The organism is Clostridium sp. DL-VIII (assembly GCF_000230835.1).
In the GTDB taxonomy this organism is placed as follows: Bacteria; Bacillota; Clostridia; order Clostridiales; family Clostridiaceae; genus Clostridium.
On record NZ_CM001240.1, the window covers coordinates 4,662,774 to 4,675,914 of the forward strand.

Below are 13,141 nucleotides of genomic sequence, written 5' to 3' on the forward strand. Positions count from 1 at the left end.
ATGTATATTTTTAATTCTAACTAATTTTCTTCTCAATAGCATTAAGTATTGTATTTACAACTATTGCCAAACCTGCTGACATCAAAGTTCCCCACAGTATTTTTGCTGTATTTACTGTTCTAAGTCCATCTAATAGAATACTTCCAATTCCACCAGCATTAATAGATGCTGCAATTGTTGCAATACCTATTGTAGACACTACTGCAAGATGAATTCCCGTAAAAATTGGTTTAGTAATTAGCGGTAATTTAACTCGAACTAATATTTGACTTTTACTCATTCCCATTCCAGTTGCCGCTTCAATAATAGCCGAATCTATATTATTTAATCCATCTAATATGTTTCTCAGTAATATGTACTGATTATAAAGTACTAAAACTATGATTGCAGTAACTTTTCCAAGCCCTGTTAATGGTACTAAAATTGCAAATAATGCCAAACTAGGTATTGAATATACCATTGCAAATATATTAATCAAAAGCTTGGATGCTATTTTTGAATATACTGCCAAAGTTGCCAATAAAGCTGCCAATACAATAGAGATTATTAGAGTAATTAAAACAATCTCTACATGCCCTGCCAAAGCATTTAATAACTTATCAGGATATTTTAATAAATAATTAATCATAAGCTTTTAATCCTCCAAAAATATTTCCTGTCCTTTTGCGGAATTAATCAAGGACCTAACAAAATCATTTGCTGGATTTCTAACAATATTTCTTGGCGTATCAAATTGTTGTATCTTCCCTTTATCCATTATTAACACTCTGGTACCAAGTTTAAATGCTTCATTTATATCATGGGTTACAAATAAATATGTTTTTTTCGAAGTATTATAAATCTTTAATAATTCATCTTGAAGATTAATTCTATTTATTGCATCAATGGCACCAAAAGGCTCATCGAGTAACATTACATCGGGATTAACTGCCAATGCCCTTGCAAGTCCCACACGTTGCTGTTGACCTCCTGATAGCTGCGAAGGATATCTATTTTTGAACTCATTTGGCTCTAATCCTACAAGTTTAAGAAGTTCATCCACTCTATCATCTATTTTTTCCTTGGACCATTTGAGTATTTTAGGAACAGTTGCAATATTACCTGCTATAGTCATATGAGGAAATAATCCTACCTGTTGAATTACATAACCTATTTTTCTACGAAACTCTACTGGATCTTTCTTGCTAATATCCTCACCAAAAAATTCAATACTTCCTCTAGCTGGATCATACAATCTATTAATCATCTTAAGCAAAGTTGTCTTTCCACAGCCTGAAGAACCTAGAATCGTAATAAATTCTCCATGTTCTATTGTCAGACTTACGTCATCAACTGCACTATACGCTGATCCTTTAAATTTTTTATTAACATTTTTAAATTCTATTGCTGTACTCATTGTGTATCTCCTTCTACCTTATTATTTAATAGAATCGTAATACGCCTTTGCTACTTCTTCATATTCTTTCTTATCTACATCCACCTCTGCATTTAACTTTGTTACTGTTTTTGTATCTAAGGTTGCACTAACTTTATTTAAAATATCAGCAATATCTGGATGCGCATCTAATAATGATTTTTTAACTACTGGAGCTAAGTTATATGGCGGCCATACATGTTTATCATCCTCTAACAAAGTAAATTCCGGTTTTGTTAATTGTCCTTCTGTAGTAGATGCTGGTGCAAGATCAGCTTCATTATTCTCTAATACCTGATATTTTAAACCATTATCATATACCTTTGAAGACTTAAAGTTGAATTTTCCATATACCTTTTCTAAACCTGGAATACCATCCTCTCTTTGATCAAATTCACCTTGTGATGCAAATCTAATTTCGCTTGCATGAACCTGTAAATCAGAAATAGTTTTAATTCCAAGCTTATTTGCCACATCAGTACGGATTACTAAACCTTGTCCATCATTTGCAGCTGAATAATTAAGCCATTCTAAATTAAATTGTTTCTCATACTCTGATTTTACTGTATCATAAACCTTTTGAGGGTCAGTAATTAAATCCTTTTTTAAAACTGCCAATAAACCTGTACCAGTATACTCTGGATATAAATCAATCTCACCATTCACAAGTGATGTGTGAATAACTGAGCTTGCAATATTAGGTACCCTTTCTACCTTATATCCTTTATCTTCAAGAGCTAGTGCATAAATTTCACCTACAATTGAATTCTCTGTAAAATCTTTTGATCCTATACGAATTGTATCTTTATCTCCATTTGAACCTTTACTGTTTCCACAAGCTGCAAGACTCCCTAATACAACTGAAATTAATAACGTTCCTATAATTCTCTTAATTTTTTTATTCATATTATCACTCCCCGATTTATATTTATTTTATATATAACATTTTGCTATATTATAAGTCATCTCACTCATTTCATAGATTAAATGCGTGAGCATCTAATGATTCCAATTATTTTTAAATTACGTATTTAAATTAATATATTTATATCTAATCAAATATTTTTCTAGGCTTAGCATAATTATATTGGCAAGCATTGAAAGAATTGCTACAGTAACTCCTCCTATAATCAGTAAATCCGCTCTATTAAGTCCAAGTCCCGTAAAAATAATGTTACCAACTCCCCCACCACCAATATAAGCAGCAAGTGTTGCACTAGCAATGATCTCAACCATCGCTGTTTTCAGTCCAGTTAGTATAAGAGGGGCTGCTAGTGGTACTCTTACTTTCCAAAAACTCTGTGCTTTTGACATCCCCATTGCCATTGAAGTCTCTATCATAAATTCAGGAATCGTATTAAAGGCAAGTGCAGTATTTAAAAGTATTGGTGGTATTCCAAGCAAAACTAGAGCAATTACTGCTGGTTTAATCCCTGTTCCTACAATAGGAATCAGCATAATTAATACAGCTAAGCTGGGCACAATTCTAAGTGTATTAAACCATGTTGTCACCCATTGATACCATACTTTATTTTTTGTAGATAATATTCCAAAAGGAATTCCAATAATCGCCGCTACCAGTAAAGATAATAAACTTATCTCTAAATGCTGGCCTATTGCCTGCAAATAAGTATCCATATTTTTTTGAAAATATTCTAAAATATTTTGCCACATGTTTTCACTTCCTTTTTTAATCACATAATCATTACATTGTTAAAGTATCAGCACTTGATATACAAAATAATATAAAAGTTTCTATTATTAATAGTAAACAAAAGAAACTTAAATAAAAATCCTGTCTTTGTAAGTATATACTCCATTATCAAAATTATTATTGAAATTATTTAGCAATCTTTATAATTATCCATTTATCTCTAATTATTTCCTTTTTATATGGTACTCTTCTTCTATTATTCCAATAATTATAGCATATATTATTGCTTATAGCAAACTTATGTTCTGGGAACATATATTCTTTTTTAAATAAAAAAATCCTCATAACTATAGATTATTATCTCCATAGCTATGAGGAAATTTTACTTATTTAGCATTTATTATTTAATGCCATCTCTCAATTTCTCTACTTAAGAATATATTTCAATGTTTTTTATAGAATATCCAAATTGATTTAATGGATCTGTACAATATATTCTTACGTATCTTGCTTTTGTACCATCAAAGAAGGAATCTTGAAGTCCACCTTCTGAATCATTAACGGTTGCTGCTGTTTCCCAGCTGTCATCATCTTTTGGGTCAGATGTACATGTTTGTACTTTATATCCCTTAGCATAAGCATTATCCCATAATACTTTTACATCACTTATGTCATAAGATTTACCTAAATCCACATAAACATATTCTGGATGATTATCTGTGTTTGCTGCCCAATTTGAGTTCCATCTGCTATCTATATCTTTATCTGTAACATGCTGACCATCTAATCCTGCTGCTTCATTAGAAGAAGATTCTGCTGGTCTATTTAACGCTAAGTTAAAATTATTAGTCTTCTTATGTTCTATCAGTTTAGCAATTACTTTATTTAGATTTTTAAGAGCACCATCTATGTCTTCTGTAGATGCTGATTCATTATTTCGAACATCTTTCGCTTCATCTAAAGCTTCACTGAAATCTTTCCAGGTATCTTCTGTATAATTATCTTCTTGTAGGGAATCCCCTTGTGCTATTTCATTATCTAATGCTGATTTACCTGTATAAACCTCTATGTTTCTTAAAGAATATCCAAATTGAGTTACTGGCTTTTCACAATAAATTCTTACATATTTAGCTGAAGTACTAGGAAAAACTACGTCTGCAATTCCACCTGCACCATCATCAACTTTTGCTACAGTCTTCCAACCATCTTCATCATCTGGATCTGAAGTACTTACTTGTATTTTATAACCTATAGCATAAGCTGTATCCCATAATATTTTTACATTACTAATATCGGAAATATTACCTAAGTCTACGTAAACATATTCTGGATGATTATCTGTGTTTGCTCCCCAATTTGAACTCCATCTGCTATCAGTGTTTTCATCTGTAGTATTTTGTGCACCTAAACCATCTGCTTCATTTGATGATGATACTGCTGATTTATCAAGTGCTAAATTAACAGCTGAACCAGTAGTCACATTAACTCTTACCAATTGACTCTCTGCTGCCTGTAGATTCTTAAGTGCTTCCTCTACTTTATCTTGAGTTGCTGAATCATTTGAATTAACACTTTCAGCTTCTTCTAATACATTACTAAAGTTTTCGAAACTTTCCTGGGTATAGTCACTCTCATTTAATTGACTTGCCTTATCAATTTCTGCCTTAAGTGCTGTTTTATCAACCTTAGCACCGTATACTTCAATATTTTTTATTGAATATCCAAATTGAGTTGCTGGATTTGTACAATATATTCTTACATATCTTGCAGCTGCACTTGTAAAGGTTGAATCCTGAAGTCCACCAGTTCCATCTTCAACAGTTGAAACCGTCTGCCAGCTGCTCTCATCATCTGGATTTGAAACACATGCCTGCACTTTATACCACTTAGCATAAGCATCTGACCAATTAACTTTTACGTCTCCTATAAAATAAGGTTGGCCTAAATCTACATAAACATATTCTGGATGATTATCCTTATTTGCTGCCCAGTTTGAGCTCCATCGGCTATCCAAATTAGTATCTGTAGTATTTTGTGGTCCTAAGCCATCTGCTTCATTTGATGATGATACTGCTGTCTTATTAAGTGCTAAATTAACATCAGCGCCAGGAATTGCAGTTGTTTTTACTAAGGCTGCTTCTGCAGCTCTTAAATTTTTAAGGGCTGTATCAACTTGATCACTAGTTGCAGCTGTATTATTATTAACTGTTACTGCTTCAGTTAGTGCTGTACTAAACACTGCCCAGCTTTCTTCAGTATAATCAGTTTGTACTAATTTATTTGCAACATTTATTTCTGCCTGTAATGCATTTTTGCTTATAGCTCCTTTTACTGTAGGATCTACTGCAACCAAAGCTTTTGGTGCAACCACAGTATATCCTAATTCACCATCATTACTGCAGAATTGAACAGTTACAGGATTATCTGTAGGATTCCAGGCTAGTGCTGTATATTTATCTCCATTTTTATATACACTTGCTGTTACCCCATTTTCTGCCCATATATCTCTTGTACGCTTCCCAAGTGTTGCCATATTATTTACAAACCAATAAGTATCGTACATTTCATTTTGTTGTAATTTAGATGTATCTTGATCCCATTTACCTAATACTGCCTGAGGATCACTTAAGGATTCAATTGGCCATGTTATATGACGCCAATCCGGCTCAACATCATTAGGATCTGGTGGAGCTCCCTTTTTAGGATCAGTACTCTTATTATAATCCTTTATAATGTCTTCCTTCATACCTTCATATAAACCAGCTGCTTTTTCTTTATCAACACCATAGTTTGTTAAATATTCTCCTGTTGGAAGCCAGTGTATTCCATAAACATATACCGAATCTCCATTGAAAAATGTACCAAAGAAGTTTGCACTTCCATATACTTGTCCAACTGTCTTATGATTGTAATCTGATATCCAGTTATCACCGTCATAGTTAAACCAGTATTGTTCTATAGATCTTAATTCAGTAGTGAATCCATATATTCCAGCATCTCTGTATTTATTATTTCCTGATACTGATCCCCACATGTATTCTCCAACCCAGCCAAATAATGATTCTCCAGCTGCTTCTTGATTGTTTCCATCGAAGTTATCTGCATAACCACCAGCCCATGAATGACCTTCATATGGATCAAAGTTTCTAAATTGAGGGAACTTCTCATCTGTTCTTGATGGATTTACGTAATCCCTTATTAAAGTATCTACCATAGGTCCATAGTTTTTTAAGAAGTCACTATCATAACTTGCTAGTACTGCAGACGCAAATGTAAAGTAACCATACGTAAAATGGTGATCAGTAATACCTGTATTCGCACCAAATTCGCTATTTTTATATATTAATGTTCCCCATTCTGGATTATAATCAAAATAGTATCCTTCAGTTTCACCAGGTTTATATGTATACCAATCTGTTAAAATTGTTTTTAGTCTATCTAAAAATTTCTTTTTATAATCTTCTGCCCCTACTTGATCAGCTATAAGTACTCCCATCGCCAATGGATGCAGCACCTTTCCCTGCCAATAAGCATCCCCGCTCATATAATTCGAATCAGTAGATTTATCAAGTATATCAAGATATTCAAGTAAATTACTTCTAGAATATTCAGGATTTAATGGTTCTGTAAATTGCGGAACCATTCCATTAAATTTATCTACTGTACTAAATGAATTGCCTTCATGGACTTTAAGTGTTCCTCTTACAGATGGATAAATCATATCGCTTGTTGAATCTGAGCTGACTTTCCATTGAGCAGGTAACATACACATTAAAGTTGTATCTGCAAGATCATTACGTTTTAAAGATATACTTTGCTTGAAAGTAGTGGTAACATCAGACGTTTTATCATCGTAAGTATAATCTGCTTTAGTATCTGTAACAAAAGCATAAGCATGCTTATAGAAATAATTTAAATCACTATCAGATGGCATAGTTGCTACTGATAAATAACCTTCTCCATTTCCAAGCTGCATTTTAATCTTGCTTCCGGCTTTTATAAATGTAGTTCCTTTAGGTGCAAATACTCCATAATATCTAGTTACGTTGCTAGGATCAGGTGCACCATTAGAATTAACTGTTTCTATACCTATATGATCTGCTGATATAGAGTCTCCATTATTAGCTAGTATATCATTGCCATTATCATCAAATATTCTTGTAACAGCTGTAGAATATATTTCAGGGGAATTAGGATCACTAAACTCTGTAAATACGTATGGTGAACCCTTTATAAAAGTAGTCTTCATTTTTTGAGTATCATCGTCGCTTAACACAACATTTGCAGAGTAATCTCCATAACCATCAATTTTACTGTCCATTTCTGAAGTATTAATATTATTTGCCATCAAAAACAAATCAATATTTTTTTCTGTTTCAACACTTCTATCTTGAAGCCAGCCAGCACTTGGTGTTAATAATCCTAAACCTTGCTGCTGATACTTGGCCTTTAATGGTAAAGTTATTAATGTATCTCCCATATTTTTTATAAGCAATGACTGCCACCAGTCATTTGATGGAATTGGCGACTTAAGATTATCAGTCTTCTCAAAAGGTTCTCTTGGTTGTGGGAATAAAGACATATCACTTACATAACTTCCTTCTCCTGCCTTAGTAACAGTTGATGAAGGTATCTCTGGTATTGTATATACAGGTTTTTGATCACCTTCAACGTAATCATATACTTTGAATTCCTTTATTCCAAATTCACCAGTATTAACTCTAGTCATTCCATTCATTCTTACATATCTTCCTGTAACATATATCGGAATATTTTCTTCTCCACCTCTACAGTTTAATTGTCTATAAACCTTAGTCCAATTTTGAGCATCATCTGATACTTCGAGATCATAACTTCTTGCTGGAGAATCCCAATCTAAGATAACCCTTCCTATCGTATGCTGGCTTCCCAAATCAACATAGATCCATTGATTATCTTCAGGTGTTGAACCCCAATGTGTATTCACGTCTCCATCAAAGGCATTCTTTGCATCTGCTTGTCCAGGAGTAATATACCACTCTTGATCTACAGACGATGCTGTTGCAGTTTTGTTTAAAGCTATATTCTCTCCAAGTGGCGCTGAAGGAGGAGGATTTATTCCGCCTGTTCCGTATACTTGTAATTCATAAATTGAATATCCATAAGCTTCTTGAGATCTTTTACTAAAATGTAAACGAACATATCTTCCTTTTCCAGATACAGTAATATCTTCATTTCCACCTTTTCCATCGGTTTCTGTATATATCGGACCACTCCATGTTACTTCATCATCAGAAACCTCTATTGTATAGTCTTTAGCATAAGCATTTTCCCAATTGATTTTTACCTCAGTTATTGATGCTGATGCACCTAAATCAACATATAACCATTCATCATCTTTTTTCCATTCAGATTCCCAACGTGATGTATTATCTCCATCCACTACTTTATCTGAAGTATTTCCCCCATTATTAGATGATGCATATGTTGTTCTGTTTTGTGAAAGCAGATATGGCGTTGTCGTATCTGCCTTAGCCGTGTTTGCCATAGGAAACTGCATTATACTAATAAGCATAAAAAAAATAGTGAAAATAGCAAACGGCTTTTTTAACTTCCCTACTTGAACATTTTTTGTTTTAAGCATTACTTTACTCCTCTTCTATAGTATTTGGTAGCAATTTATCTCTAAATTAATTTCTATTCAAAAGTCATTTGTTTACTGCAAATTGTTCCTTAGTATCCTTTATATACACTTAATAATAGTTCGTAATATTATTAACAGTATTTTTATCATTTGATGTTTGCGTATTTTTCTCTCCCTTCACAAAAAAAATTCTATGAATATAAATTCATACCTAAACAGTATGTCTTTATATTCATAGAATTATCGATACAAGTATAAATTTCTTTATACTTGTATCATATATAGGAACTAATCTGGATTAAATCGCAATTTATCTAGATTAAAAAGGCACTATTAACTTATAAATCTTTCTTTCAATTATTCATTTATTCTTCTGTTGGCTTTTCAGGTCCTGTTAAATCTAGTTGGTAAAAAACTAAGTCCAGCCACTTATTAAATTTATATCCTGCTTTTGTTATTGTACCTGAATACTTAAATCCAAATTTCTCATGAATTTTTATACTATTTTCATTCAGGCTGTCAATACAAGCTACCATAGTTGCATACTCTTGTTTATTAGCTATATCTATAAGCTCCTTTAATAAAAGCTTACCAAATCCTAAATTTCTATAATCCTTATGAACATATACAGAATGCTCTATTGTATATTTAAAAGCTGGATAAGTTCTAAATGAACCATATGTAGCAAAAGCAACAGCTTTACCATCTTTCTCAACTACTAATAAAGGATGTCCATCTTGTTTCTTCTCCTCATACCACTTTCTTCTACTCTCAAGAGTATGCGTCTTATAAGTATAGATTGCTGTTGTATTCAGTATGGCATCATTATAAATTTCCAAAATGTCTTTTAAATCTTTTTCAGTTGCTTCTCTTATCATTTTTTTATCCCTTCTCATATAAATTAATCTTTCTACATTTTAGCATTTTCCATACAATAAGCAAAATTCTTTTTTATCATTTATATGATATTATTATTATATAAGAAATTGCTATCATTCATTATTTCATCATAGACTCCATCTCTTATAATTGTATGTTCATTTGAAAAAACAACTGCTCTTTTAAATACTCCTTTTACATATTCAAAGTCATGGGTTGAACATAAAATTGTCTTTCCTGCCCTATTTATATTTATCATAAATTCTTTTAAAAATCTCTTTGTTTTAGGATCAAGTCCATTCATTGGTTCATCAAATATGTATACATCTGGATTCAGCACTACTACAGAAGCTATAGATACCTTTTTCTTTTCGCCTCCGCTTAAATGATACGGCTGCCTATTTCTTAATTCCTCAATATTAAGCAACTTTAAAGTGTCCTCAACTCTTTTTTTTACTTCCTCTTCATCCATTCCCATCTGCCTTGGTCCAAATGCAATTTCATCATAAACATTTGAGCAAAAAAGCTGTACATCAGAGTTTTGAAACACAAAACCTATTTTTTTATGGAAAGATTTTGAAAATTGTTCGTTTTGCAGTTTCTTATCATTTATTTCTTCTCCTGCAAATAAATAGCTTCCGCTATCTGGTGTTATTAATCCATTAATTAGCTTCATTAATGTGGACTTTCCACTTCCATTGACTCCTATTAAGGCAGCTGCTTCTCCTTCCTCAATATGAAGATTTATATTTTTAAGTGCGAAAACTTTATTTTCATATGAATAAGAAACATTATTAATATCAATCATTAAATCACAACCTATCAAAGTAAAAATATGCTAGTATAAAAATAATATTGCAAATAATACAAATATAATCTAATAACTTAAATTTAAAATTCTTATATACCTTGTATGTTCCTGTAAAACCTCTACATTCCATTGCACCATACATTTCTTCTGACATTTCTTTAGATATTATAAACATAGTTCCAACAATACCAGAAAGTGAAGTACTCTTATTACTGCTCCTGCCAACAGACCTTAACTTAAGTGCATAAACCATATTTAATGAAAACTCACCTAAAACTAATATATATTTTATTGTAGTATCAAGTACGAATATAAACATATCTGGCACCCTAAGAAGCTTTAAAGAGCCGGTAAGATCATTCCATTGTGTAGTAAAGGCTAATACATTAACCGAAGCAACAGAAACTAAAATCTTTAATGAAATCATTAAAGCATTATTGCCATAACCTAAAAAAAGTGAGGGTAACAGAATTATAAAAGTAAAAATTGCCACTCCAAAACTTACCCTTAAAATATATTTTATTTCATTAATACTTAAAAAATTAATTATTACAAGCATCAATACATTAGATATCAAAACAAAAGTAAAACTTTTTGTCATTGAAACAAATATTATTAGTATAAATGTTGACATGAGCTTAAGCAAAGCATTAAACTCAAGTTTACTTGACTTATATTCAGTTTGCCTTCTAAATCTAGTAAGCACACTTAATATAGAAAGAATGCTTTTATTTATAAAAGCATCCTTATCTTTTTTGGGCATATAATCATCTTTCTTCAAAAGCCATTCTGGCATCTATAACTTCCTCTCTCACTAAAATTTAACCATTAATACCATTATCTTTTCTCATACTGGCTATTATCCTGAATACTATTAAAAATATTGCAACTCCAGCGATTGCTGATAAAATATATCCAAAACTATCTGGCATGCCTTGGACAGAATAATCCCGCATCAATGCACTAAAATTAAATCCATTTTCCATTCCTTTTGGTACAAATCCTAAGGCTTTACCGCCTACAACTACAGAATTTATTTCATCAGTCCCCCATTCACCCCAAGCCGTACCAGTTGCTAATAAACCTAAAGGTGATAAACATATAAGTGCTATTATTAAAGCATATATTGGTTTAGTTTTTTTAGCTGAACCGTCATATACGATGTCAGGTGAAACTTTTCTTATAAAACTCAACACTCCAATAGTTATAATTGCTTCTAAAATTCCTGCAACTGCAAGATGCGGAATAAGCATTGCCGGTATAGAAATTGATAACGGATATGGGCAATATAAAGGCATACCTGCTGCATCCTTAAAAAGTAATGGCTGTATACCAAGCTCTATTGAAGCAAACAATGCACCAGCATTAATACCAACATACGAACCGATTAAAGCTCCAATATATTCCCCTCTCTCTGATTTAATTCTTTCCTTTAAAAACTTGTAAATATAATATCCTACAAATGGAATAATAAAAGCCATATTAAATGAATTTGCTCCAAATGCCAAAACTCCGCCATCTCCAAATAGTAACGCTTGAATCAAAAGTGCCACCGTTATAGAAATGCATGCTGCCTCAGGGCCTAAAAGAATAGCTAGCAAAGTTCCACCTACAGCATGTCCTGTTGTTCCTCCTGGTAATGGCACATTAAACATCATTGTTAAAAATGAAAGAGAGGCGCCTATCCCCATAAGCGGCATTTTCTTTTTTGTTATTTCTTTTTTTACTGTCTTTATTGATTTTGCCCAAACTGGAATCATTACAGCTCCTATAACCGCACAGGTAGCCGGACTTAAATAATTATCTGGAATATGCATTCTTTAATCCTCCTCTAACTTCAATAAAAAAACAAAACCACAAAAAGCGATCACTAATTAAACTTAAAAGTAATCAACCTTCGTGGTTATAATTCAAACTAATATTTTATATTTATTAAATTTTAATTCCTAAATTTACGTATGCCCTCGTGACACACATAATATATTACTACAATCTGTGCACTTTGTAAATATCAACTTGATTTCTAGCCTTTGTTTTTTACTTTCTCCTCAATATATTTAGCAAATGAATTTAATCCTTCTCCTGTTCTTGAAGATATCCTAAAAACGTTAGCTGATTCATTTAAAAGCTTAACATTTTGTTCTGTTTTATCCACATCAAAATCAAAATACTCCATCATGTCATACTTATTCAATATAACTACATCCGCTGTTGAAAACAATAGTGGATATTTTTCAACTTTATCATCACCTTCTGGAATACTTAAAATAGCAATCTTAAAATCTTCTCCAATATCAAATTCAGCAGGGCAAACAAGATTCCCTACATTCTCAATAAAGATTATATCAATTTCTTCTAAATCAAAATATTCTAATATATTCTTAATGGATACTGCTTCTATATGGCACGCTCCCTCAGTATTTAGCTGAATAACAGGAATTCCAAGTGAATCAATTTTTTCTGCATCTAATTGTCCCGCAATATCTCCTTCTACCACAGCAATATTATATTTATCTTTTAACTTTTTTATTAATTCTATAATCAAGCTCGTCTTCCCCGTCCCAGGTGAGCCCATGACATTTACTAAATATACATTTTTACTTTTCAAAATCTCTTTAATTTCTTTACTGCAATCTTCATTATTTTCTGCAACCTGCTTTAGAACTTTAATTTTCATTCATTCACCTCTCGTATCTGAAATTTTCTAATAACATACTCACCTTATCTTTCTAATAAATATATAGAGTACTTTTTCTTTAC

General features: G+C 32.0%; 11 protein-coding genes. All 11 read right to left on the reverse strand.

The genetic code is table 11. From position 1 onward, the window contains the following. Nucleotides 1-16: 16 nt before the first annotated feature. Entirely contained in the window at nt 17-628 is a 612-nt protein-coding gene (locus CDLVIII_RS21505; RefSeq protein ID WP_009171580.1) for an ABC transporter permease, read from the reverse strand. Between the two features lie 6 nt (nt 629-634). After that, nucleotides 635-1,396, reverse strand: coding sequence for an ABC transporter ATP-binding protein (locus CDLVIII_RS21510; protein ID WP_009171581.1), 762 nt, complete (start codon nt 1,394-1,396; stop codon nt 635-637). Nucleotides 1,397-1,417: 21 nt separating this feature from the next. Continuing rightward, nucleotides 1,418-2,320, reverse strand: a complete 903-nt coding sequence (locus tag CDLVIII_RS21515) for a glycine betaine ABC transporter substrate-binding protein (RefSeq protein WP_009171582.1) — start codon at nt 2,318-2,320, stop codon at nt 1,418-1,420. Between the two features lie 117 nt (nt 2,321-2,437). Then, nucleotides 2,438-3,088: an ABC transporter permease gene (locus CDLVIII_RS21520; RefSeq protein ID WP_009171583.1), complete on the reverse strand. Its 651-nt coding sequence runs from the start codon at nt 3,086-3,088 to the stop codon at nt 2,438-2,440. 166 nt (nt 3,089-3,254) lie between these two features. Beyond that, nucleotides 3,255-3,413: a hypothetical protein gene (locus CDLVIII_RS31560; RefSeq protein ID WP_186005517.1), complete on the reverse strand. Its 159-nt coding sequence runs from the start codon at nt 3,411-3,413 to the stop codon at nt 3,255-3,257. An 85-nt stretch (nt 3,414-3,498) separates the two neighbouring features. Next, on the reverse strand, nt 3,499-8,691 hold the full coding sequence (locus CDLVIII_RS29430) for a discoidin domain-containing protein (RefSeq protein ID WP_009171584.1): 5,193 nt from the start codon (nt 8,689-8,691) through the stop codon (nt 3,499-3,501). 365 nt (nt 8,692-9,056) lie between these two features. Beyond that, nucleotides 9,057-9,569 (reverse strand): GNAT family N-acetyltransferase, encoded by a 513-nt coding sequence (locus CDLVIII_RS21530; RefSeq protein ID WP_009171585.1) that lies wholly within the window; start codon nt 9,567-9,569, stop codon nt 9,057-9,059. A gap of 80 nt (nt 9,570-9,649) precedes the next feature. Then, nucleotides 9,650-10,378: an ABC transporter ATP-binding protein gene (locus CDLVIII_RS21535; RefSeq protein WP_009171586.1), complete on the reverse strand. Its 729-nt coding sequence runs from the start codon at nt 10,376-10,378 to the stop codon at nt 9,650-9,652. A gap of 4 nt (nt 10,379-10,382) precedes the next feature. Beyond that, nucleotides 10,383-11,177 carry an energy-coupling factor transporter transmembrane component T gene (locus CDLVIII_RS21540; protein ID WP_009171587.1) on the reverse strand — a complete coding sequence of 265 codons (795 nt, stop codon included), beginning with the start codon at nt 11,175-11,177 and terminating at the stop codon, nt 10,383-10,385. A gap of 25 nt (nt 11,178-11,202) precedes the next feature. Beyond that, the gene (gene cbiM, locus CDLVIII_RS21545) at nt 11,203-12,198 is read right to left on the reverse strand and encodes a cobalt transporter CbiM (protein ID WP_009171588.1); all 996 of its coding nucleotides are present in this window, start codon (nt 12,196-12,198) and stop codon (nt 11,203-11,205) included. Nucleotides 12,199-12,404: 206 nt separating this feature from the next. Then, the gene (gene hypB / locus CDLVIII_RS21550; RefSeq protein WP_009171589.1) at nt 12,405-13,058 is read right to left on the reverse strand and encodes a hydrogenase nickel incorporation protein HypB; all 654 of its coding nucleotides are present in this window, start codon (nt 13,056-13,058) and stop codon (nt 12,405-12,407) included. Between the last annotated feature and the right edge of the window lie 83 nt (nt 13,059-13,141).

Excerpts from the sequence above, each read along its gene's own strand:
- CDLVIII_RS21515 (WP_009171582.1), bottom strand. The coding sequence starts at position 2,320 with ATGAATAAAAAAATTAAGAGAATTATAGGAACGTTATTAATTTCAGTT.
- cbiM (WP_009171588.1), bottom strand. The coding sequence starts at position 12,198 with ATGCATATTCCAGATAATTATTTAAGTCCGGCTACCTGTGCGGTTATA.
- CDLVIII_RS21510 (WP_009171581.1), bottom strand. The coding sequence starts at position 1,396 with ATGAGTACAGCAATAGAATTTAAAAATGTTAATAAAAAATTTAAAGGA.
- CDLVIII_RS21505 (WP_009171580.1), bottom strand. The coding sequence starts at position 628 with ATGATTAATTATTTATTAAAATATCCTGATAAGTTATTAAATGCTTTG.
- hypB (WP_009171589.1), bottom strand. The coding sequence starts at position 13,058 with ATGAAAATTAAAGTTCTAAAGCAGGTTGCAGAAAATAATGAAGATTGC.
- CDLVIII_RS21540 (WP_009171587.1), bottom strand. The coding sequence starts at position 11,177 with ATGCCAGAATGGCTTTTGAAGAAAGATGATTATATGCCCAAAAAAGAT.
- CDLVIII_RS29430 (WP_009171584.1), bottom strand. The coding sequence starts at position 8,691 with ATGCTTAAAACAAAAAATGTTCAAGTAGGGAAGTTAAAAAAGCCGTTT.
- CDLVIII_RS31560 (WP_186005517.1), bottom strand. The coding sequence starts at position 3,413 with ATGAGGATTTTTTTATTTAAAAAAGAATATATGTTCCCAGAACATAAG.
- CDLVIII_RS21520 (WP_009171583.1), bottom strand. The coding sequence starts at position 3,088 with ATGTGGCAAAATATTTTAGAATATTTTCAAAAAAATATGGATACTTAT.
- CDLVIII_RS21535 (WP_009171586.1), bottom strand. The coding sequence starts at position 10,378 with ATGATTGATATTAATAATGTTTCTTATTCATATGAAAATAAAGTTTTC.
- CDLVIII_RS21530 (WP_009171585.1), bottom strand. The coding sequence starts at position 9,569 with ATGATAAGAGAAGCAACTGAAAAAGATTTAAAAGACATTTTGGAAATT.